The sequence below is a fragment of the Shewanella woodyi ATCC 51908 genome (genome assembly GCF_000019525.1).
Taxonomy (GTDB): domain Bacteria; phylum Pseudomonadota; class Gammaproteobacteria; order Enterobacterales; family Shewanellaceae; genus Shewanella; species Shewanella woodyi.
The window spans coordinates 4,193,775-4,216,007 of the sequence record NC_010506.1 but is presented as its reverse complement, the minus strand read 5'-3'; the positions used below and the strand labels follow the sequence as shown (position 1 = coordinate 4,216,007).

The window sequence follows — 22,233 nt, the reverse complement described above, 5'->3', positions numbered from 1 at the left end:
TAAAGTGTTCAGCTGATAAGAGATACATCTTGTTGCTAGGTTAATCTATATGTTGCTTATGATGCTTACGCTGAGGGCTGTGTTACTGATGCTTTGTAGATATGTAGTGGTTAACTAATGTTTTTATTTTTAAAAAGAGCAAGGTAGTGGAGGTTGCTACTAAGTTTGGTACTATCCGCAAAACAGTAAATATGAGACTTTTATGCGATTAAGTTTATTGAGTAGCCTGCTAATTTTGTCATCTGTTTCAGTGACAGCTTTTGCCAATGATTTTAGTGTCGGTTTAAACGATGATGTTATTTCAACTGATCTTGCTATCGATTTAAATAAGAATACCAATGCCGTGTTTGGTTATATCTACTCCAATGATGGCGGCCATTTAACCTCAGCTGCGATGCATATTTCTCATGATGCGGGGATCCACCATTTTGAAGTTGGGGCTAAATTTTCATATGTGTGGGCTAAGCAGAGTGCTAATGGTAGTGCTGTGGGTGTTGGTGGGCGCTACAAAATGGATCTCGGCTCCAGTTTGTCATTTCATGCATCTGGATACTACGCACCTTCGGTACTGTCATTTGGTAGTGTTGATGGGCAATATGAGCTCGACAGTAAAATGCAGTTTCAGTTAAACCCAAGTTTGGCATTATTTGCTGGCTATCGAAATATTCGTTTTCAATACGATTATGCCGATAACTCAACCTTCGATAGCGGGTTTTATATTGGCGCAAGGGCAAGGTTTTAAATTCAGAACTAGCTCGCTTTAATCTTTTCTTTTCTCCAATTGTGTCAGCCCATTGCCGACTTGTGATGGGCTAAACTCCTCCTCTTTTTAGCTTAAGTGATCACTCGATCTCAACATAAGACAACAGTGAACTGACTTATTGAACGCTACTTTGTAGCGTCTCTTCGACATTTTTGTGTACAATTAGCAACATAAATAGTTTTAAACCTTATATTTAATAAGTGATTGATAGGAATAGACGTTAAGGTTTAAGAGGGCTTCAGGTGAAAATGGAGTGACTCTTATCTTGGCAAGAGTATTGTATTATCCCTTTCATGTTAATAGAATTGATCTATGTTTGTTATGGTAATGTTTTGTTTATAGGGTAGGGCAGCGGAGAACTGCTTACTATTACCTTATAATGTCGTCATCAGGGATGGTGAGTTCGTTGTGAAGCAGGAGCAAATTGCAACCTTAAACTTAGTCACTCCCTGGCATTCTGAATCCTGTATTTTTTGGCTGTTGAGTATTTTATTTATCAAGGATTTATAATTAATGAGTTACAGAGTGACTGTATGCTTGCTCCTGTTTTTTAGTCTTATAGGCTGCAGCTTTTCATCTATCGGGGCTCCTTCGTTAGATCAATCCTTTCTTTTTTATGCAAAAGACAACCAAAGTGCACCTAAAGAGTACGCAGAAGTCACTGACTGGATGTCGACATTAGATAAAGCAGACTCAATTAGTTTGACTGGCGGTAGTTATTGGATGGTGATCCCTGTCCATCGCTATAGCCGTGAGACTAAGTGGGCGATTAATGTTCGTAACTCCATTGTTGAATCATTGGACTACACCCTATTAGGGAATGATGGCAGTTCTCAATATCACCATAGTGGCTACTCTGCGCCTTATGAGTTTCTGTTTAGCTATGGCCGTGAGGTCGAGCTTCATTATGACGTTGATTATTGGTTTGTCATTCGAATGGAGAGTCGCTACTTCTCATCTGTGCCTAAGGTAGAGCTTGAGCCTTACGGTGCTTATAAGAACAGTTCAGATATGGAAGCCATGTTGGTGATGTTGTGTCTAGGGGGCTTGCTGTTTATTGCCTGCTACAACTTGCTTATCTACTTCTCTATTCGCGACCGCGCCTTTCTCTATTATGGGCTCTATGTGATCACCTACTTCACTGGTTGGGCGCTCACTTTTCACCTTGGTGCTCACCTTTGGGGATTCCATAATTTAGAGATCCACCACCTGTTCTTTATTGGGTTACCGATCTTCAATATTCTATTTTATAAACATTTCCTTCAACTTCCTGAGTACTCGCCTAAGTTATGGCGATTAAGTAAGCTCTTGATGTGGACCTGTATTCTTGCCTTGCCTACCAGTATATTTTTACTCTCTTATACGGCGCTTATCGCATCAGTGTTGATCATGCTTTGGATTGCTCTGGCAATTACCTGTGGTAATGTCTGTTTGATTAAAGGTTTTTATCCTGCCCGTTACTTTATTTTTGCTTTTACCTGCCTACTGCTACCTGCTGTGATTATTTTGCCGGGCAATATGGGGATCACATCAGACTTTATTGAGAACGCAGAGCTTGCAACCTTAATTGGTGGCACAGTTGATGCCTTAATGTTGTCTTTAGCCTTAGCTTATAAGATTAAGCTTCTGTCTGAAGAGCGACAAAGTTATATCGAAACCTTAGGGGTTGCTTGGGAGAAGGCAAGACAAGATAAGTTGACTCAGTTACCTAACCGGCATGCATTTGATGAATACCTACTGTCTGAAACGTTTTTTGGAGAGGACGCTAAGAAGAGCCTAGCACTGATATTACTCGATTTAGATGGGTTAAAGCAGGTTAACCATACCTTGGGGCATCATGAAGGAGACAGTTTGTTGGTACATGCAGCTAAAGAGTTGAAAAATAGCTGTGATTTAATGGAGAGAGCGAAGCTGTTTCGAATAGGTGGCGATAATTTTGTTATCTTGGTTTCAGAGGTGCAACTTGCTGACATATTGAAGAAGATTGAGGAGTTATCTAGCTCCATATCGAATCAGGTGTATAAAGAGACTGGGATTAGTTACGGTTATGCCTTTAGCAGTGAGGCAAAAGATGCCAGTGAGTGGTTAAGAGCTGCCGACAGAGATATGTACAAGCGTAAAACAGCTAAGCGACGTGAAGATCAGCTGCAACAGATGTCGATACAAGATGAGACCTTGGTTTAAAAGCGTTTTGTCATTGAGTAGTAGAAAGTGCTGAGCTGTTATCGCTAAGCCCAGCACTTTTAACTATGGGTAAAATTAGAAGTCTTTCTCCCCCTTAATCACTTTAGGATAGCCACTAATGGCTTTGGATGTGTGCATTCCCGCCATCGTCGCGGCCTCAACACACCCTGCATTGATGCCCGTTTTAATCCAGTCTCCGGTAACAAAGAGGTTATCTATCCCTGTACCATCGGTATCGATTCTGTACTGACTACTGCCCTTGACCGAGAGTACATAGCGCTCAGATGGATCAACATTTGCTCGCCAATATTGGCTGTCGAATCTAGCTTCACCTTGTCTGTTTTGTGGGTCGTGCAGCCATTGCCAAGGGAAGCTTTCTCCCACATTGCCCCAGAGTTTATGGATCTGAGCCTTAAGTTGACCGATAGCGCCCGCTTTAGCCTCCTCAGTTTTTTGCTGTGCAAACTGAGTATCGCTTTGGGGAGGGTAGCTATCGACTGGTAGGGCAGAGCAGAAGTAACTGGCATTTTTAGGCTCAGTATCGCTTGGCCAATCCTCCTTATCGAGCAGCTGACCCATGGAGGCCCAAGTATCGAAGGGTTCGGTAAAGCCTGATAGCACAGGCTCTTGGTTATCTTCGGTTTTGAGCGGCCAACCCATCCCTTCAAGGTCCTGATTTAGCCAGAGTTGATAAGCTTGAGTCGCCACGGTTTGCACCTTATCTACCGCCTGAGCCAGAGGCGGGCTTTGGGTGATAACTTCACTGGCCACATGGGGAACTGAGCCAATAGAGAGACCAAAGATCACCTGATCAAAGTCGACCCCTTTTTCGAGTCGTTTAGTGGGGAGTGGTTGATTGAACTTAGCTTGGTACTCCTGCTCCCAGTCACTCCAAAAGTGCTCTAAATTGATATTCTTGTCTTGAAGTAGCTCAGCTTCCTCTGGATTGAGTTGCTCATAATTTGGTGCACTTGGCCAGCAGTCTAAGCCTTTTACATCGACAAAAGGGTTGTACTCATTCACGCCCTCTTTTAATTGAGCCTGCTCGGTTATCTCAATGGCTTGAATGCTGCTGTTTTCGCAGACCAAATTATCGACGCGATTGAAGAAGTGGAATTTGACTCCTCGACGTTTAAGCACTTCATAGTAGGGGGTAAATACTGTATCTCCCATGCCTGCTTGCATTTTCCACATCACGCCGCCCTGATAGCAAAATGCGATACGTAACATGGAGCGAATAATGGTACCTGCTTCGAGGTTAGGTTTATCAAAGTTTCCCTTTTCATAGGCGAAGACCAGATCGTAAAAACCTCTAACCGGTGCCGAGTCAACTGTGAAAGTTTGGTTCGCTCCATGCTTAGTTAGCCACTCTCGGTAATCATAATCGTTAATGGCATCGAAGCCTTTTGCAAACAGATCATCGGCAAACATACCTTTGAGTATGGTGAGTCCCAGATCGGCGGCGATATAGAGACGGCGCAGCTCATCATTCGTTTCTAGCTTATCGATGAAGCGCTCCTCTAGCCTAGCCCTGAGACTGTCTACCGCGCTTTCGATCAACCCCTCGTCATCATGGTGAGCGTGATCATCGCACTCACGTCCAATAAGCTGATTAAAGTGACATTCAAGCTTATCTCCCAGTGTGGATAAGCTCTCTCTTGCATCTTCAAGGGAGTCCTCTATCTTGTCATTGAGACGTTCAAACCACTCCTCGCTAAACCAGTGAATAGGTTTCGCTGACTCGCTGTTTGACTCATCGAGTATCTCATCCATATCCGAGAGCCACTGTCGGATCCAGCTAAAGGCCGCTTTTACCACCTTCCATAAAGTTAAGGTTTCTGTGCTATCTCCAGGAAGGCCACTTCGCTCGGGAAATACTATCGGCCAACTGTCTGAGTCACCGCCCACATCTTCCTGAAGTACAATAAAATTATGTGGTTTGAAAGCATCTAAAAAGGTTGCTAGTGGGGTTCCTGCAGGTCTGTCTAACTCCTCATAAGCTTTCCGCATCAAGTTAAAAGCATTTTGGTAGAAACCAAACCAGATATGCAGCCCATGTTCTTCAATTCGTTGGCCATATTCGGCATTGCGGCCACTGGCACCTTTGCCACCAATGCGCCATCCCATCTGATAGATATCTATCTCATAGCGGTTTTGCCACCCTGGTTGCTCCGTGAGGCAGGCGGCTGCAGTGATGGCGGCGACCCCACCACCTAAAATAGCGATCTTCTCTTTTTTTAGTACTGAGTTATCGACAAGTACTTCGCCTGCTGGTACTTCGAAATCAAAATTAACATGGTAGGGTAGCAGGACATGTTGCTCGCCTAGCTCAACCCCAAGTGACTCTTTCAGTGGAAAGCTGTCATTATCGAATACGGTAGCGAGTAGATCATTTTCAAGTAGAGAGAGCGAATGCACCTTGTTCACTTTAGCGGGGGAGGCGGTGATTGCTTGGTAAACCGCTTTATCACCGGATGAGTCAGGTAACTGCTTAAGAAAAACCTGATCGATGGCAGGTTTAAACAGCAAACTAAAGAGCTGCTCTTCACCTAGCTTATCCAGTTCAGGAATAAAATCGGTCTGATCTTTAAATAACTGCCAAGTCTGGCTAATGGCCTCAGCTGTTGATAGTTGCTCCTCCTCTTTAGCTTCACAGTTCACCTCTAACAGAGGATGCATTGCCAGCTCCGTTTCTGCTGAGAAGGTTTTAAAACTCTTTGCCGCCAGGCTGAGCTTAGTGAGAGGTTGCCCAGGCATTGGCATCTCATATTCACACATATATTTAGGGTAACCAAAGAGCTCTCGCCCATTGATTAGGGCCATGGCGTCATTGACGAAGATATGCAGTGGATGAAAATATACATGGCTTATGTCGTCGCTTGTGGCGCTGTTTTTTCGGCCTACCATGACCCAAGTGATAATATCAGTCTCCTGGAGCCAGCCTTTATCTCGGTCTTGAGGATAAGCAGAGTAAGCTTTATCGACTCGAGTAAAACTGGTCAGCACATAGGGGGAGAGCACCTTAAAGTACATGCTGCTTCCTGCGACTTGGTTGAGACTGGTATCGATAGATTTTTGCAGGTTTTTCTCTTTGCCTTTCATAAAAAAGCCATACATATCAGCTTTATTAAGAATAAGGGGAGAGTGCATTAACATGGAGCCCGAAGGGTAGATAAAATTTGGACGTGATTGTTCCATTTTTTTATTCCTTAGTATGGCAAGCATTACATCTCTAACGGATGCTGGCTTAACATGGTTATTTCTTTACGTATGAATGATTTAGGATATAAGAGATTTGGGAATAATCAAATTTAGCAGGAGAGAAGTAGTGATAAAAAAGAGATGGCTCTATCCCTTTTTAAGGCTTGAGACTGCATGAGTTTTGAGGGCAGAACATCAAGCCAGAATATTGTTGAGGCTGTGGTTAATACCAATCAGTATAAAGATTTGATCGCTCAGCGAGAGTTTAGCGGTACTGAGGCAAGGCAACGAGTGAAGAGCATAGTCATTCTACGGTTAAGCTCGTTAACGCAGTATCAGAATCGCTAAGACTCGCCTGTAAGGAGTGTTTTGGCTGCCTACTTCTGCGTTGAATGAACTCACAAGGGAACAGCCATTCTATCATTCATTCGCCTTGAATTAGTTTGCCAAAAAACACTCTGAGTAGATCAACTTCTTATACTGATTGGTATAAATCTATAGGAGAAGATCTATATTTGACTAAGAGTGGTAGGTCGATCTGCTAGCTTGCTCAGACTCGAAAGCTTGACGTTTTTGATCTGATAATTGTCTGCGATTATGCTTATTTCGTTTACTCTTATGTTTATCGCGAGTCTCCTCACCTATTTCACTGTCCCAGAGAAGATCATCATTGTCGTAGAAGTTTGACATTGTTTATATCCAATTATTGAGTGTTGATAGATATGTATTGTCTGGATATTAATTAGGCGAGATGACAGGAGTATGACACTGCGCAGTTTGATGATAAAGGCAGCCAAAGCCGCCTTTATCTATTGTCTGCTTATCTGCAGCAGGGTAAAGATTGCTCATTAGCTACGTTTGAGCATCCGTGCGACAAACATACCATCAGTATCTGCCTGATAAGGGACTACGGTATGCATGGTGTCTTTAGCGCCAGTAAAGGGGTGAGTGGTTATCTCTAGGCTAAAATCACTGTGTTGAGCCAGAAAGGCCTTGACCACCTCTTCATTCTCCAAAGGAGAGAGTGAGCATGTAGCGTAGACCAAAGTTGCACCTGCTTTCACGGCTTTGCTGGATCGAGTTAAAATATCCAGCTGTAAACTCGGCTTATCTAGCACTGTGTCTATGGTGTCTATCCAGCGCATATCTGGGTTACGTCGCCAAGTGCCAGTGCAACTGCAGGGAGCATCGACTAACACCCCATCAAAGTGAGCATGAGGTACTGGGAGTTCATCTGATTTCCAAGGGGATGTGGTGATCTTCTTAAAGCCAGCACGTTTTGCTCTTTTCGCCAGCTCCTCTAGGGGCTTTCTACGTATATCAGAAGCGATAATACTGCCTTGAGCCTCTTGAGATTGTTGTAACATTAGCGAGCGTATTTGTAAGCTTTTACCACCTGCGCCACTACACGTATCCCACCAGTTGTCATCAGCTCTAGGTTGACAGAGTTGGCCAACAACTTGAGAGCCAAGATCTTGGATCTCAAGTTCACCCTCTTTATAAAGAGAGAGCCCATTAAGGTTAATATTCTTATTACCAAGGTTGATGCTGTCGCTGAAAAACTCACAACCTTTAGCTGGAATATCTAATTTTTGCAGAGATTGAATGGCGTCATCAAGGTCGATATTCTGTACCCGTCCCCAGATAGGTGGACGAGATGAGAGCGACTCAACTAATGCTAAACGCTGCTCACTATTCTCACTTGGGCAGACCTCCCAAAACCAATCGGGAACGAGCTCGTCGGTCGTGAAACAATGTTCAGAGAACTGCTCATTTAACCAAGTGGCTCTTTGTGATATATGGCTAAACTCAGGGGCTGAATTTATGCTAACTAAACCTGCAAACGTCTCCCACGCTGAGATAAATTCACTCCACGGGTGAGATTCTAAACGGGCATTAATGGTTAATTGTATAAGCCAAGTCTGCTCAATTTCTGATTGAGAGTCGAACTTTCGTAACCACCCCCACCAACGAAACAGTGCAAACAGGCTTTCTCGGATAACTCGTCTGTCTTTAGAGCCGTGTTTCTTATTTACCCTGAAATATTCACCTACAACCCGATCGGCAGGCTGCTGCTTATCCATCACCTGATGAAACAGCTGATAGATGGTATTGGCATAGCTTAATGCACGTTTTTGAGCCGGCGTATCGGCTTGCAGGTTATCAAAAGAGAGTGCGTCAGCTGATGGCTCTGTTGAGCGAGTTTGGCTTGTATTCAAGGCGTCGACCATGGGTAGTTGTTTAGATAGGCTGGTTAGGTGGGATTATAACAGAAGAGTTCTGCTCATAGGAGAGGGTGGAGTCTTGGAATTAAGGCTGATTACATTTTCTGGTTTTTAGCATCTGACTGAGTTTTGGTATTGAGTAAGTTATTAAGTAGGTTATTGAGGGTTGGAGCCCGTTGTTTCTAAGTTTCTCGGCAATACGTTATTTTTGATAACTCTGAGTTCAAGTCGAAGAAAAGAATAATGGATGTGAACGTGATCATTTAATGGCTGGTTAGATTAATTAGGTAAGCTTTAGCCGTAGGTAGAATATTGATAATGTACATTACAGTCGTTATGTTGTTGATTAGTATAAGCGGACTTGATTTTAGTTAGCTTTATTTTAGTTAAGGAGTAGTTAGTGGAAGTATTACTTCAACCTGTTACAAGAAAAAATTATGAACAGGTTTGTGAGCTGGAAGTGTCTAAAGAGCAGGAAGCTCTTGTTGCAGAAAATACATGGTCACTTGTCGAGTCTCTTTTTGAGGGTTACGAATCCCGTGCTATTTACGCAAATAAAGAGCTCGTGGGCTTTTTCATGTGGGTTCATGAAACATCAGAGAAAACATCTATTTGGCGCTTTATGATTGATCAAAAATTCCAAAACAAGGGTATAGGTCGAAAAGCTTTAGATTTAGCTTTAAATGAGATTAAACAGTCTACAAAACTTAGGGAGATTGAGATCTGTTACAACCCTAAAAACCCAGTTGCAAAAGATTTTTATTCAAGCTTTGGTTTCACTGAAGTAGGGATGGATGAAGACATGCTGGCCGTTATTAACGTTTAAAGCCTAACCTTGCTAAAGCTCGTCCCTATCGATACTTTGATACTGATTGGCACTAGGTGTGAATGTTATGAAGGATTTTGGGGGAGTTATGGATAGATATTTAGTGAGAAAAGCTGAGATTGAGCAACTTGATGGTGTGCATAAAATCCATTTTTTAAATGATAATGCTCAGCGCTTGAATAAGTCTTTGGGGGATCTAACTGGTTTACTGAATATCGGTTTCCATATTGTGGAGATAGCCCCTAGATGTGAATCGACAGAGCTGCATTTTCATTACCATGAGGAGGAGTGTGTTTATATCCTTGAAGGGGAAGCTGAAGCTTGGATTGGTGATGAGAAGTTTGTGGTCACTTCCGGTGACTTTATTGGTTACCGTGCTGGTGGTCTGCCCCATAAGCTAATTAATCACTCTGATTCAATATTGAAGTGTATTGTGGTGGGCCAGCGCCTTGAACATGATGTTGCTGATTATACGCAACTTAAAAAGCGGATCTATCGAAACAAGGGCTTAAGGTGGAACTTGGTTGATATTGAAAATATCAGCGAACCCGTAGCAGGTAGAAAGGCTTAGCGCCTAAATAAATCCGTGGAAAAAAGAAAATAGAGATTATCTTTTCAATATATTTGAATGCCTAGAGCGGTTTTTGCCTGCTATACGCAGGATGCGAAGAAATTTAGGGCAGTCTAATTGGTTAGGTACCTTGCAAGCGGCGGCGTGACGCAGCCCTTTACTCATGGTGGCTAACTCCTCTATCTTTCTGTCCAATTCATCAGCCTTGGCCAGTAGCAGCTTGCGGTTAATGTCGGGACCTTCTGCGGTAAACATTTTTCCTATCTCATCTAGCGAAAAACCTGCGTTGCGGCCTAAAGAGATTAAGGCGAGTTGCTCTATGACTTTTGGGTGATAGGTTCTTCGTAGTCCATTTCTGCCACTTGAGCGTATCAACCCCTTCTCCTCATAATACCTTAATGTTGAAGCGGGGAGTCCGGTAGCTTTGGCAACCTCAGCGATATCCATTTTCTCTCCAATTTTCTTGTCAACTTTTTCTCTGTGTTTTCTGCAAGCCTCTTTTATGAGCCTTGGTTAACTTTTAGAGTAGCGGGCTCTTGACTTAAAGTCGACTTTAACTTGTATGCTGTTTTTAATCTGAGTTCAGAACTGAGTTGGAATAGGAACTGGAACAGGAAACTCAACGATTAAGGAGGCAGTATGAAAGCAAGTTTTTGGCATGAAAGGTGGGAGAGGGGGGAAATAGCATTTCACGAGCAAGAGATAAACTGCTTCCTAGCGGAGCACCTCTCCCGCTTGGGGGTGAGAAGAGGTGGCCGGATACTGGTTCCCTTGTGCGGTAAAACCCGGGATATTGAGCATCTTCTTAGTTGTGGTTATCAGGTTGTCGGTGTTGAGCTGAATCAACAAGCTGTAGAGGCGCTTTTTATAGCATTAGGGCTCACGCCGAACGTGACCAAAGTGGGGGACTTCACTTTATATCGGGCTGCTAATATTGATCTATTTGTAGGTGATATTTTTGCCTTGTCCTCTGAGTTAGTTGGAGCGGTAGATGGCATTTATGACAGGGCTGCTTTGGTTGCGTTGCCTTTTGAGATGAGAAAGCGGTACTCCTCGCACCTTATCGATATTACGTGCGGGGCTCCTCAGCTACTTGTGATTTACACTTATGATCAAACTTTGATGGATGGTCCTCCCTTTTCAATCAGCTGTGATGAAGTTGAGCTGCACTATAGTGAGAACTATTGTGTTAATCAACTGGACTCTCGGGATGCTCCTGGTGGTATTAGGGGCAAGATCTCTGCCATTGAGTCGGCATGGCTATTAATAAAAGATGATTGAGCATCTTTTTTGCAGTGATGGGCAGAAGGGGGAGTTTTTATCATCAAGATGTTCAGGCTGCAGAGACCCTGCAGCCTGATATAAGTTAGCACTATTTTAATGGATTAAAAATCTTCGTCGTCGCCGAAGCCGCCATCATCAAAACCACCAAAACTCTCATCGCCACCAAAACCTGAATTAGCAAAAGTATCGCTACCAAAGTCGGTGCTTGGCTCGCTATATTCAGAGGCAAAATCTGAGTTACTGTCTAAGAAGCTAGAACTTGTATCTTCAGGTGCCGCTGTTTCTGCAGCAGCTGTCTCTGTTGGCGATGATTCAGTCTCAGGTGCAACTTCTGGTGTCGCTTCTGCCGTAGGCTCATCTTCGCCAAAAAGGGCGTTACTGATTAAGTTACCTGCAACCATACCAGCTGCAACACCCGCTGCTGTTTGCATAAAGCTACCAAAAGCACTTGGTTGGCGCACGGGTTGTGGCTGCACTGGAGCTGGATTCGTTCCACCCATCATGCGACTTAAGGTGCCACGCTCAGACTCTTTTCTGAAATGCTCAACTTGAGACTCTAAAAAGTCACTTTTTGACTTAAGCTCCTTAAGCGCCATCTCTTGTACAAGAACCGCTTGAGTTAACTTGTAGACGATATCCTCTTGAGAGGCGATCTCTTGGCTGATGAGGTTTTCTGCATCAAGATCTTTGGCTTTGCTTGGACTGGCTTTTAATTTATTTGCTACGTTTTGAATCAGTTCTTGTTCTTGTGGAGTCATGCTCTTAGTTCCTAAATGTAAGGATACGTATTTACGTATTTGTGATGCATCCTAGCCTAAGGTTTGCCGAGAGCGAACAATTAATAAAAACATACCTTATCAACAGCTTAAATAAGTTTCAGTTAACAACAATTAACAAACAAGCAGCTTTAAAAACTTACAAAGATTAAGAGACTTTTATCTGAAACCAATACTGCTTTAGTAGGGCTTAAAACCTGAGTAGAATAGGCTCTTAACTTGACGATTTAGCCTGATGCTCTCTGAATACTGTAAGTGATAAAGTGAGTATATGAGTTCAACTGTGGATTTGAAGATGAAAGCTGCGCCAACAAAAATTACTTTTTTTGAATTTTTGACCCCCTTTGTCGTATCGGGGAAAAAGACCATCACCATACGGGATGAATCAGAGTGTCACTATGTTCCAGGCACTCAGGTTGAAGTGTTTACTTTGGAAACCGATATTAAAGTTTGTGATATCGAAATACTGTCGGTGGAGCCGCTTCAATTTAGCGAGATCAATGAGTTTCATGCCGAGCAAGAGTACCTGCCTTTGCCGAAGCTTAAAGAGATCATTAGTTCAGTTTATCCAGATACTGAGCAGCTCTATCTTATCTCATATAAGTTGGCCTGACTCAGTTATCAGAGCAGTACCGAATTTAGTGAAGAGCAGCCTTATAGCGCTGCTCTTTTATCGTGTCGCGTTAGTCTAATAAGCGATTAAATAGGTTAATTTACCTCGAAACCATTTTACTTATCTGCTCGGCTCGCTCCTTATCACTGAGATCCGAAGGTGGTGGAGTGATAACGCCTATTTGACAGGCCTTTCGTTCGGCTAATTCATCCATCCAGCGCTGAAGATGTTCTAGCCCTGAAATGTCGACACCACTCCACTCATAAATTCGTACCCATGGCCAAGTGGAGATATCGGCGATGGAGTATTCATCTCCAGCCAAATAGCGGTTATCTGATAATTGCAGGTTCATCACCTCAAATAGGCGACGACTCTCATTTTGATATCGCTCGATTGCTGCGGGGATCTTCTCTGGGAAGTAGCGGTGAAACACATTTGCTTGCCCCATCATAGGCCCCACACCACCCATCTGGAACATCAGCCATTGGATCACTTGGGAGCGCTTTTTAGGATTAGTAGGGAGCAATTTACCTGTTTTCTCTGCCAGGTAGAGCAAAATAGCACCTGACTCAAAGACGGCAAAATCATCATTGTCTCGGTCGATAATTGCTGGGATCCGCCCATTAGGGTTTATCGCTAAATACTCAGGCTTTTTCTGATCGGCTTGCATCAGATCTAGGTGATGAACTCTGTATTCGAGTCCCATCTCCTCTAAAGCGATAGAGATCTTATGACCATTAGGGGTTGCTGCTGTATAGAGGTCTATCATAGTGGCTCCAAAGTACGAATAAGTCTTCAATTAAACTTTAAATTTAGGGAATGAGTTAGGCGTTGTTACCCGCATTAACACTTTGAACCGATGACCTTTGCTCGATTTCATGTAGCCAACGGGTTAAATTAACTTGCTCTTTGCTTGGGGTAATATCCAGATTTTGAATGAAAGTCATCATGGCATAGGCGGTAATGTCAGCAATAGAGAAGCTGTTGCCTGCAATAAATTGATGCTGGCTCAGTTGTGTTTCTAGAGTAGGTAGGAAATCTATTAGTCTGCGTTTAGATTCCTCTCCCCAAGCTTCCACGCAGTTTTCTCTGTCTTCAAAAATCTTAGTGATATTTCTAAATGCTTGAAAGCCAACGAACAAGCCTTGAAGTTCACAGATACGTTGCCACATCTCGATTTTTGCTTTCTCGATTGGTGTGGTGCCAAATAATGAATTTTTTGGCTGATGCAGCTCATCAAAATAACGGCAGATGGCAACAGACTCACATAAGGTTTGCCCATCATCTAGTGCTAAGAGTGGGATGCGACCATTGACGCTCATCGCCTTAAATTCATCAGTTAAGTTCTCGCCACTACGTATATCGATATTCACTCTATCGATTTCGATCCCCATCTCTGCAAGGAAAATATTTACTCGTCTAGCGCTTGGGGTTGGGGCTAATTCATATAATTTCATGATTTGTTCTTCTCATTGGTAGCTTTAATAGCATTAATTGCTTTAACTGAACGATCGGTTAGGTTAGAATCTAAACCATAGCTAAACGTTCGGTCAAGAATAAATTTAAACTAGATAAGAGATAAAAGATCTATGGCAAGAAGTTGTGGTTTTGATAGAGAGGAGAAGTTAGTACTGGCCATGGAGCTGTTTTGGCAGCAAGGTTATGAAGCTACATCGATCGCCGATCTGGTTTCTCACCTTGGGATCAACCGCTTTAGTCTTTACAACACCTATGGTGATAAACTCACTCTATATCGAGAGTCGCTTAAATATTACTTAGAGCAGTATTCACAGCCTAAGCTAACACCTATGGTTGAGAATAGTGGACTTGATGGAGTGTTGGCCTATATTGAGAGCTTTGTTGCGATTCAAAAAGATCAGAAATATGGCTGCTTTTTACAGAATGCGATCTTGGAAAAGATAATCTCTGATGATGTGGTCAAAGAGCAGTGCGAGCGTCTTTTTGATGGAATTTTGACTGGATTCAATTACAACCTTGCTTATGCAAAATCAGTCGGTGAGATAACTAGCGAGGTAGATTCTATGCAAGTTAGTCGCTTTCTGCTGATGCAGATGCAGGGAATACGGGTGCTAGGTAAAGCGGGTCAGTATGAGGTGATTGATGATGCCTTTAGGGTACTGAAAAGCTATCTCATCTCGCTAAAAGCCTAAAGTAGGTGGAGTAGCCTTAGCTGGATACTCCACTATTTGTTTAGCTATATTATTTACTGTTCTTAGTAATCCAGATCCAGTGCAAAGCATAAATAACCCATTAGTTTCTGAGTTTGCTCAAACTCTTTAACGCATAAGCTCACGAAGTTTTTATCATAGATCTGCTTGGCATTAATGGGTTTGATAGCGATAAAGTCTTTGCGTTTCAATTCATCCAACATAGGGTGAGTCTTGTCATAGCCTTTGGGGGGCCTTATTAAGCTGTCTCCCTCCATTTCAAAACCGGCTGCTCGTAATTGGGCGAGTGCTTTCTTGTAGGCGTTGGGGTTCTCATCGATACAGGTTCTAAGCTTATTGAGCGCCTTTGAATCTGGATGCCAAATTCCTGCACCCAGAAAACACCCCTCGTTTGCAATATGGATATAGAGTCCCGGTGCATGGACATCTTTACCCTGAAAATGCCTGAATTGAATGCCGACATTGGTTTTATAGGGGGTCTTATCCTTACTGAACCTAGCATCTCTTTGGGGGCGCATTAAGCTGCCGCCTATTTTTTTAGGCAGGGCGACTAATCTAGGGGAGAGGGTAAGAACGTGTGGCTGCATCGCCTCGATAAATTGTAGTGCAGGTGTTCGAACTTCTGATTCATATTGAGTTTGGTTGGATTTGAACCAGTCTCGTTGATTGTTTTTGGTGAGTAGGGATAAAAAAGAGAAAGTGTTGGGACTAAACATGCATCTGATGCCTGATGGGAGTCGATAGAGTAAAAAATAACATGGTGTGATGTTGATGGCATTAATTTAATCGCTATTAGCTTCAAGTTGGGTAGAAATTATTTAACGTTATTAAGTATTTTTGATGACTTTAGCCTTACAGTAATCACTTCAAGTGAGCAGGTAAAACGTCATTTTGCTCCTTGTCCACAGTTAAATTTACATTTGTTTTATTGTTGTTAACTTATTGTTAAGTTAATTCTCTTCTGATAGATTCGGCTGTGTGAATAATCAAAAATAGCGTAGATGGCTATCGTCGTAGCCGAAAATATCGCGCTATTTTTAGATTTAACAGTAACTCTATACTAAAAAAATAACGGAGAGACTAAATGAAATTATCAAAAATTGCGGGAGCGATTATTGCCCTGACAGTGAGTGTATCAACGACCGCAACAGCAGATGACAATCGTTACATTATTCAAGTAGACAACGGCAATAAAGGCGTTGTTAAGGCCTTAGCAAACAGACTTGGCGCTGAGATCCACCTTGATGGTAATGGTTTTATTTCGGCAACATTTGCTGGTAAAGACCTATCTCAAGTAAAAGGTTTATTGAATAACCCACATATTAAGCTTGTAGAAGCGGATCAGCGTCGTCATTTGATGTCTGCATACAGTGATGATGCGGGCAACCCAATGACACAGCAAGTGACCCCTTATGCTGTTTACCAATCTCAAGCAGACCAAGTTGCGTTTAACGCAAGTGCAGGCATGAAGGTTTGTGTTATCGACTCTGGTCTAGATGCGAGCAATACAGATTTTGAGTGGAATAATATCTCTGGTGATAATGATTCTGGCACAGGCAACTGGAATGAGAACGGTGGACCACACGGTACACACGTTGCTGGTACCATTGGTGCAGCTGATAACAGTGTTGGTGTGGTTGGTATGGCACCTGGCGTGGATATGCATATTATCAAGGTATTTAATGCTGACGGCTGGGGTTACTCTTCAGATCTTGCTCATGCTGCAGACCTATGTAGTGCAGCTGGCGCAAATATTATCAGCATGAGTCTAGGTGGTGGTGGTTCTAACTCTACTGAATCCAATGCGTTTCAATCTTTTGTTGATGCTGGCGGTTTAGTGGTTGCCGCCGCGGGTAATGACGGTAATAACGTACGTTCATACCCGGCAGGCTATCCATCAGTAATGATGATTGGCGCTAACGATGCCGATAATAATATTGCTGACTTTTCTCAATTCCCTTCATGTACTTCAGGTCGCGGTAAGCGAGCGACCACAGATGAGACTATCTGTGTTGAAGTGACCGCGGGTGGTGTAGACACTTTATCAACGTACCCAGCGGGTATGGCAACAGCATCAAATATGTCTGCTGATGGCGCTGCATACGCAAGCTCTGCAATGGAAAACTCAGGTGCGATTGCTGGTGGTACTTACTATATGGGCACAGCTGAAGCTACCGATAGCGGTGCAAACGGTAATATCTGTGTTATTGACCGTGGCGTGATCTCTTTCCACGATAAAGTGGCAAACTGTGAAAGCTCAGGTGGTGTTGGCGCTGTTATTATCAATAACGAAGCGGGTATGTTGTTCGGTACTTTAGGTGATACAAATACAACGACTATCCCAGCAGTTGGTGCGGCATTTGAAGACAGAGCGGCAATTGTTGCAGCATCTAATATCAGCATCGATATTGGCACGTCAGATTATGGTTTCATGAGTGGTACCTCTATGGCAACCCCTGCGGTATCGGGTGTAGCTGCACTGGTTTGGTCTAACCATAACCAATGTACAGGTAGTGAAATTCGTGAAGCACTTAAAGCAACTGCAATGGACAGTGGCGCGGCGGGTAATGATGTTTACTTCGGTTACGGTATCGTAAAAGCGGCAGCAGCGGATGCTTATTTAACTGCTAATGGTTGTGCTGGTGACGGCGGTGGAGAACCTGGTGGTGATTTCGCGCTAACGGCCGACGGTTATAAGAGCAAAGGTGTTAAGAAAGTTGACCTGACGGTTAATGGTGCTGCTGGCAGTAATGTTGACCTTTATCGCGATGGCAGCAAGATTGCGACGACATCAGCAAGCTCAACTTATACCGATACTATTTCAGGCAAAGGTGGCGGAACCTTCACTTACAAGGCATGTGATGAAGGCACCACAACTTGTACCGCTGAGCAAACTGTTGTCTTTTAATTAACAGATATAAGGCGCTTTTAATTAAGCGTCTTAGATTTAAGCTTTGTTAATGTAGAAGAACAAGTAAAAATAGAAAACCGCAGATATTAGTCTGCGGTTTTTATTTTTAACTAGCATTGAGTTCGATAGCCATCTAAATGTTTTGTTTTTGTTGTGATTTGGTTTTATTTTATGGCTTTTCTATTATTTCGGTTGTTTGTTTCATTTTTTATCTTTTTTGTTTCACTTTTGGGTGAAGTTAGATTATCGTGTGCGCCGCTAGGAGAGCGAAGGTGTTTAAATGAATTAAATATCTAAGAGTACAACGGATTGAACTGCACCATTTTCAAATCTAATGATCCTCTGCCTATTTTTATTCTCCTAGCTTCATAAATATAAGGGAATAAATTGATGAAAAATTCTACAATATCGCTGGCAATTTTACTGGGTTTAACAAGCATGAGTGCCGTTGCTGCACAAGATAATGCTTTTCAACATCAAGCAAGCCTAAGTTACAGTACAAACTCTGAAGAGGTGAGTGATGGTGCTTGGAATGCTAATTACCGTTATTACATTGCCCCAGTAGATCAAAGCAATAGCCCCTATGCGTTAAATGGCTTCCTTGCACAAACCACAAATCTAGGTGCGAGTTACAGCAAACTTGATGTTGGAATTTATGACTCCGATGCTTACAGAGTGGATGGTACTTATGTATTCGCATCAAAATGGTTCGTATCAGCCAGTTACGGTCGTGTAGAGTTTCTTAATACAGATTATGATGCTTATCGTGGTGAAGTGGGTTATTACTTTAATGAATCTTCCTCAATATCTGCATTTTATGCAGATGGCGATAACAATGCGGTAGAGGTTTATGGCTTAAATCTACGTAGCTTTGTTGCCCTAGAGTCCACAGCTGGTGTGGATTTGACGGCTAACTGGACTCATACGGATTCAGATGATGCATTTAACTTAGGTGCTGATTGGTATGTAAATAACTCATGGTCGGTAGGGGCTGGTTATCATAACAATGACGCCAATGATGACTTTAGTCTCCGTACTGCATATTGGCTGCGTATCTCTGATAACTTTTCTGCTAACTTTAACCTGTCTAAATTTTTAGACTCTGATGCTGACGGTGTTGGTATGAGCGTTGGTGTTGTAGGTCGCTTTTAGTCGAATGTTTAAACACTTATTCATTTGCTTGCTAGTATCTGTTTAAGTTACAAGTGATGCGCATAAGAGCGGTGAGTTATTATATTTGCCGCTTTTTACATCGTTTGTGTATTCCACTGTTTAATTTCTCTTATCCTTTCCCTTTGTTATTCGTTAAGCCTATATCGTATAAATCCTCTATTTAATATCTTTAAAAATAGATAAAAAAACGATGTTAACTTTATGTGTTTCTACTCCTTATTCGGTTATAGCTTAGCTGTCTGATCTAGGAGCTGGTCGTGGCTCTGTTTTTAGAAACTTTAGTGATCGTGCTGGCAAATAATACCAATAGGTATCGTAGTATTGATGGCTGTTCGCTGTGTGTTACACATACAGGAATACAGATATGAGAACCCCAAGTAACCCCAATAATATTAATCACACTAGGTTTAACTTATCAGCTCTGATATTAGCTGGTCTGTTTATATCGCCCGTTTCGGCTGTGGAGACTGATATTGAGATAATAAAGAGAGTCTCTCAGGCAAAGTCTGCTGCAATGCCGGATATTGTTAGAGATAGAGAGGTGAAAAGTGTCACCCGCTATACCATGCAGCTTGAAGCTTTTACCCAAGGAACAGAATCCCTTAAGTTTGAGCTGCCAGATTCAAGTGTCTTGATCGCTAAAAAGTCACTCTCCTATGTGACAGAGTCAGGCTCTTTGGTATGGCAGGGGAAGATAGTTAATCAACATAATCCCAAATCGCCTGGTGATAACCAGATAATCTTAGTGAAGTCCGGTGATTTCTTATCGGCAACCGTAAAGTTTAATGGTCGTCTGTTTAAGATCAAACCTTCACTAAACAACCAAGTTGAAGTAAATGAGATTGATCAGGCTTTGTTGCCCGATGAGCATAGCGCTACTATGCCTGTGGGAAAGAATGCGCCAGTGGGAAAGAGTAGCCCGTTAAGTCGTATTGATGCCCTGTCGCCATCTTCACTTTCTGTGGCTCCATCCACTTCGTCCAGCTCTGTGATCCGGGTTTTGGTGGGCTATACCAGTGAGGCGTTAAATCAAAATCCGGGTATGCAGGCGCTTATTGATCTGGCTGTGGCTGAGACTAACCAAGGATTTACCGATTCGGGAGTTAACGCTCAGGTGGAGTTGGCCCATAGTTACGAGCTTAACTACGCTGAGTCAGGAGATCATGGTTTAGATCTCGACAGGTTTCATTTGCCCAATGATGGCTATATGGATGATGTTTATCAGATAAGAGATCAATACAGCGCCGATGTTGCCGCTATTTTAATTGGTGATGCCAGCGCCTGCGGCCGAGCAAGAGAGATAGGCGCCTCGGAAGATACCGCCTTTATGGTTGTTAAAGACAGTTGTGCAACGGGTTATTACTCGTTTGGTCATGAGCTAGGCCATCTGATGTCAGCTCGCCATAACCCTGAAAAAGACAGCAATACTACGCCATACGCTTTTGGTCATGGATTCCTCTATACCCAAGGTGGTTGGCGCTCAATAATGTCCTATAACAGCAATAGCTGTTGCACCAGACAGAATTTTTGGTCAGATCCTACCCGAAGCTTTCAAAATATTGTCAGGGGAACCACTGATACTCACGATAATGCCAGAGTGCTTAATTTAACGGCTGCAACCGTGGCGGGGTTCAGAACCGGTGGGGACGCTAACTTACCACCAGTATCAAGTTTCACTTTTAGCAGTAATGATCTTAGCGTCGACTTTTTCGATACCAGTCACGATCCTGACAACCAAATTATCTCCACAATTTGGGACTTTGGTGATGGAGCTACATCAAGTGCACTGTCACCAACCCATATCTATCAAGGCAGTGGCAGCTATCTGGTCTCCTTGAGTGTGACCGACGAACTTGGTGCAAGCAATAGCAGTAGTCAAACTGTAATGGTTTCATCTGGTTCGGTAAATCAAGCACCCGATGCTAACTTTATCTATAACGCTCAAGGTTTAACCATTAACTTTATTGACCAAAGCCAAGATAGTGATGGACAACTGGTATCGTGGGCATGGGATTTTGGTGACAACACTCAATCCAGTGAGCAAGCTCCTAAGCATATCTATCAAACAGCGGGTAGCTATTGGGTTGAGTTGGTGGTCACGGATAATGAGGGGGTAACTGCCAGTCATAGGGTACTAATCGAGGTAACTAACGAGACGTTACTTTCATCAGCTGATTTTGAATCTGGGTTAGGGGAGTGGAGTAACAGCAGTAGCCATGATTGGGATTGGAGTCGACTCTCTGGTAGTACGGCATCAAGCTCAACGGGACCTGACTCAGGAGCGGGTGGTCAAGGTTTCTATCTCTATCTTGAAACCTCCAACAATAAGGGGGCGTACACAGCTGGTGAACAAGCACAGCTCGAAAGCCCTGAGTTCACCATAAGTGCTGGTCGTTTGAGTTTTGATTACCATATGTATGGCGCTGATATTGGTAGCTTAGCGGTGGATCTGTTCAAAGATGGCAGCTGGATTAATGATATTTGGCAATTGTCAGGTCAACAGCAGGGGGCAAGCACTGAGAGTTTTAGGCAGGCTAATGTGGACCTATCGGCTTATTCAGGAAGTGTACGAGTTCGAGTGCGAGCTGTAGCTGCAGGAGGCTGGAAAGGCGATATTGCTATCGATAATCTTCAGCTGTTTGGCACTGAGGTTGTAGCAGAAAATCAAGCACCACAATTTGAGTTAAACCCAACGGTTATCGCCGATGCTTCAGTTGGCTCTGCTTACAGCAGCGATATCTCAAGCTCAGCAATGGATCCAGATGGGGACGAACTGAGCTTTAGCTTAATCTCCTCTCCAGCTTGGGTTAACCTAACTGCCGCGGGTTTGATATCTGGTACACCGCAATATACTGATTTAGGACTAAACACCTTAGCGGTTAGAGTGTCTGATCCTCAAGGTGCCTCGGCTGAGGCCCAAGTTGAGTTGACCGTTGTAGAGGCAACACACTCTGAGCTGACTTCACTGGATTTTGAATCAGGCATTAACAGCGGTTGGAGTAATAGCGCTGATGCAAGTCATGTGTGGGAAACTGAAGCGGGGACAACGCCATCTAACTCTACCGGCCCAACTTCTGGGGCTGTAACTAGCAGCACCTACGCCTATATTGAAACGTCCAAGAACTACGCTTATAACGCGGGAGACACGGCTTATCTTGATAGCGGTATTGTGAGTGGAACGGCACGAACATTGAGTTTTTACTACCATATGTATGGTGCTGAAATTGGCACACTGGCAGTGGATGTATTCAATCAAGGCCAGTGGCAACTAGGGCTGTTTCAAGTAAGTGGCCAGCAGCAGGGGAGCAGTGATGATGCTTATCAATATCAAGAGGTGGATCTCACCTCTTTTGACGGGGACATTATCATCAGGTTTAGCGCAGAAGCGGTTGGTGGCTGGAAGGGAGATATCGCCATCGATGATATTAAAGTCGAAGGGTATCAGTAAGGTTAACTGTTTTAATCGATAACCCAATAAAGCCAGTTTGATGACTAAATCAAACTGGCTTTATGTTAA

19 protein-coding genes are annotated in these 22,233 nt (G+C 43.2%); 11 read left to right on the top strand and 8 right to left on the bottom strand.

What is annotated here, in order from left to right; translation table 11 throughout:
* The first annotated feature begins 202 nt into the window (after positions 1–202).
* Both SWOO_RS17760 and SWOO_RS17755 read left to right on the top strand, forming a co-directional pair.
* Positions 203–742, top strand: coding sequence for a YfaZ family outer membrane protein (locus SWOO_RS17760; RefSeq protein ID WP_012326049.1), 540 nt, complete (start codon positions 203–205; stop codon positions 740–742).
* Between the two features lie 534 nt (positions 743–1,276).
* Positions 1,277–2,947, top strand: coding sequence for a sensor domain-containing diguanylate cyclase (locus SWOO_RS17755; protein ID WP_012326048.1), 1,671 nt, complete (start codon positions 1,277–1,279; stop codon positions 2,945–2,947).
* A 75-nt stretch (positions 2,948–3,022) separates the two neighbouring features.
* Here the strand turns inward: SWOO_RS17755 and SWOO_RS17750 are convergent, their stop codons facing one another.
* On the bottom strand, positions 3,023–6,145 hold the full coding sequence (locus SWOO_RS17750; protein ID WP_012326047.1) for an NAD(P)-binding protein: 3,123 nt from the start codon (positions 6,143–6,145) through the stop codon (positions 3,023–3,025).
* Positions 6,146–6,322: 177 nt separating this feature from the next.
* Here SWOO_RS17750 and SWOO_RS26290 point away from each other — a divergent pair, with 177 nt between their 5' ends.
* The gene (locus SWOO_RS26290; protein ID WP_229377250.1) at positions 6,323–6,496 is read left to right on the top strand and encodes a hypothetical protein; all 174 of its coding nucleotides are present in this window, start codon (positions 6,323–6,325) and stop codon (positions 6,494–6,496) included.
* Between the two features lie 171 nt (positions 6,497–6,667).
* On the opposite strand, the gene SWOO_RS26055 is transcribed toward SWOO_RS26290, so the two are convergent.
* Positions 6,668–6,838, bottom strand: coding sequence for a hypothetical protein (locus SWOO_RS26055; protein ID WP_012326046.1), 171 nt, complete (start codon positions 6,836–6,838; stop codon positions 6,668–6,670).
* A gap of 158 nt (positions 6,839–6,996) precedes the next feature.
* Complete coding sequence (locus SWOO_RS17745) at positions 6,997–8,379, bottom strand: RsmB/NOP family class I SAM-dependent RNA methyltransferase (protein WP_012326045.1); 1,383 nt, start codon at positions 8,377–8,379, stop codon at positions 6,997–6,999.
* A 394-nt stretch (positions 8,380–8,773) separates the two neighbouring features.
* Between SWOO_RS17745 and SWOO_RS17740 the strand changes: the two genes are divergently transcribed.
* Positions 8,774–9,199, top strand: a complete 426-nt coding sequence (locus tag SWOO_RS17740) for a GNAT family N-acetyltransferase (RefSeq protein ID WP_012326044.1) — start codon at positions 8,774–8,776, stop codon at positions 9,197–9,199.
* 88 nt (positions 9,200–9,287) lie between these two features.
* The gene (locus SWOO_RS17735; RefSeq protein WP_041418250.1) at positions 9,288–9,770 is read left to right on the top strand and encodes a cupin domain-containing protein; all 483 of its coding nucleotides are present in this window, start codon (positions 9,288–9,290) and stop codon (positions 9,768–9,770) included.
* Between the two features lie 36 nt (positions 9,771–9,806).
* Here SWOO_RS17735 and SWOO_RS17730 read toward each other — a convergent pair whose 3' ends face one another.
* Positions 9,807–10,217: a helix-turn-helix domain-containing protein gene (locus SWOO_RS17730; protein ID WP_012326042.1), complete on the bottom strand. Its 411-nt coding sequence runs from the start codon at positions 10,215–10,217 to the stop codon at positions 9,807–9,809.
* 192 nt (positions 10,218–10,409) lie between these two features.
* Here SWOO_RS17730 and tmpT point away from each other — a divergent pair, with 192 nt between their 5' ends.
* Entirely contained in the window at positions 10,410–11,051 is a 642-nt protein-coding gene (gene tmpT / locus SWOO_RS17725) for a thiopurine S-methyltransferase (protein WP_012326041.1), read from the top strand.
* Between the two features lie 104 nt (positions 11,052–11,155).
* Here tmpT and SWOO_RS17720 read toward each other — a convergent pair whose 3' ends face one another.
* Positions 11,156–11,812, bottom strand: coding sequence for a DUF2076 domain-containing protein (locus SWOO_RS17720; RefSeq protein ID WP_012326040.1), 657 nt, complete (start codon positions 11,810–11,812; stop codon positions 11,156–11,158).
* 289 nt (positions 11,813–12,101) lie between these two features.
* On the opposite strand from SWOO_RS17720, the gene yqfB reads away from it, so the two are divergent.
* Positions 12,102–12,443 (top strand): N(4)-acetylcytidine aminohydrolase, encoded by a 342-nt coding sequence (gene yqfB, locus SWOO_RS17715; protein WP_012326039.1) that lies wholly within the window; start codon positions 12,102–12,104, stop codon positions 12,441–12,443.
* Positions 12,444–12,543: 100 nt separating this feature from the next.
* Here the strand turns inward: yqfB and SWOO_RS17710 are convergent, their stop codons facing one another.
* Positions 12,544–13,212 carry a glutathione S-transferase family protein gene (locus SWOO_RS17710; RefSeq protein WP_012326038.1) on the bottom strand — a complete coding sequence of 223 codons (669 nt, stop codon included), beginning with the start codon at positions 13,210–13,212 and terminating at the stop codon, positions 12,544–12,546.
* Positions 13,213–13,267: 55 nt separating this feature from the next.
* On the bottom strand, positions 13,268–13,900 hold the full coding sequence (locus SWOO_RS17705) for a glutathione S-transferase (protein WP_012326037.1): 633 nt from the start codon (positions 13,898–13,900) through the stop codon (positions 13,268–13,270).
* Positions 13,901–14,032: 132 nt separating this feature from the next.
* Here SWOO_RS17705 and SWOO_RS17700 point away from each other — a divergent pair, with 132 nt between their 5' ends.
* Positions 14,033–14,614, top strand: coding sequence for a TetR/AcrR family transcriptional regulator (locus SWOO_RS17700; protein ID WP_012326036.1), 582 nt, complete (start codon positions 14,033–14,035; stop codon positions 14,612–14,614).
* 62 nt (positions 14,615–14,676) lie between these two features.
* Here SWOO_RS17700 and SWOO_RS17695 read toward each other — a convergent pair whose 3' ends face one another.
* Positions 14,677–15,348, bottom strand: coding sequence for a DUF2461 domain-containing protein (locus tag SWOO_RS17695; protein ID WP_012326035.1), 672 nt, complete (start codon positions 15,346–15,348; stop codon positions 14,677–14,679).
* Positions 15,349–15,716: 368 nt separating this feature from the next.
* On the opposite strand from SWOO_RS17695, the gene SWOO_RS17690 reads away from it, so the two are divergent.
* From SWOO_RS17690 to SWOO_RS25590, 3 genes are all read left to right on the top strand, one after another.
* Positions 15,717–17,540, top strand: a complete 1,824-nt coding sequence (locus tag SWOO_RS17690) for a S8 family serine peptidase (protein WP_012326034.1) — start codon at positions 15,717–15,719, stop codon at positions 17,538–17,540.
* 393 nt (positions 17,541–17,933) lie between these two features.
* Positions 17,934–18,695, top strand: coding sequence for a putative porin (locus SWOO_RS17685; RefSeq protein WP_012326033.1), 762 nt, complete (start codon positions 17,934–17,936; stop codon positions 18,693–18,695).
* Positions 18,696–19,080: 385 nt separating this feature from the next.
* The gene (locus SWOO_RS25590; protein WP_012326032.1) at positions 19,081–22,164 is read left to right on the top strand and encodes a PKD domain-containing protein; all 3,084 of its coding nucleotides are present in this window, start codon (positions 19,081–19,083) and stop codon (positions 22,162–22,164) included.
* Positions 22,165–22,233: the final 69 nt, after the last annotated feature.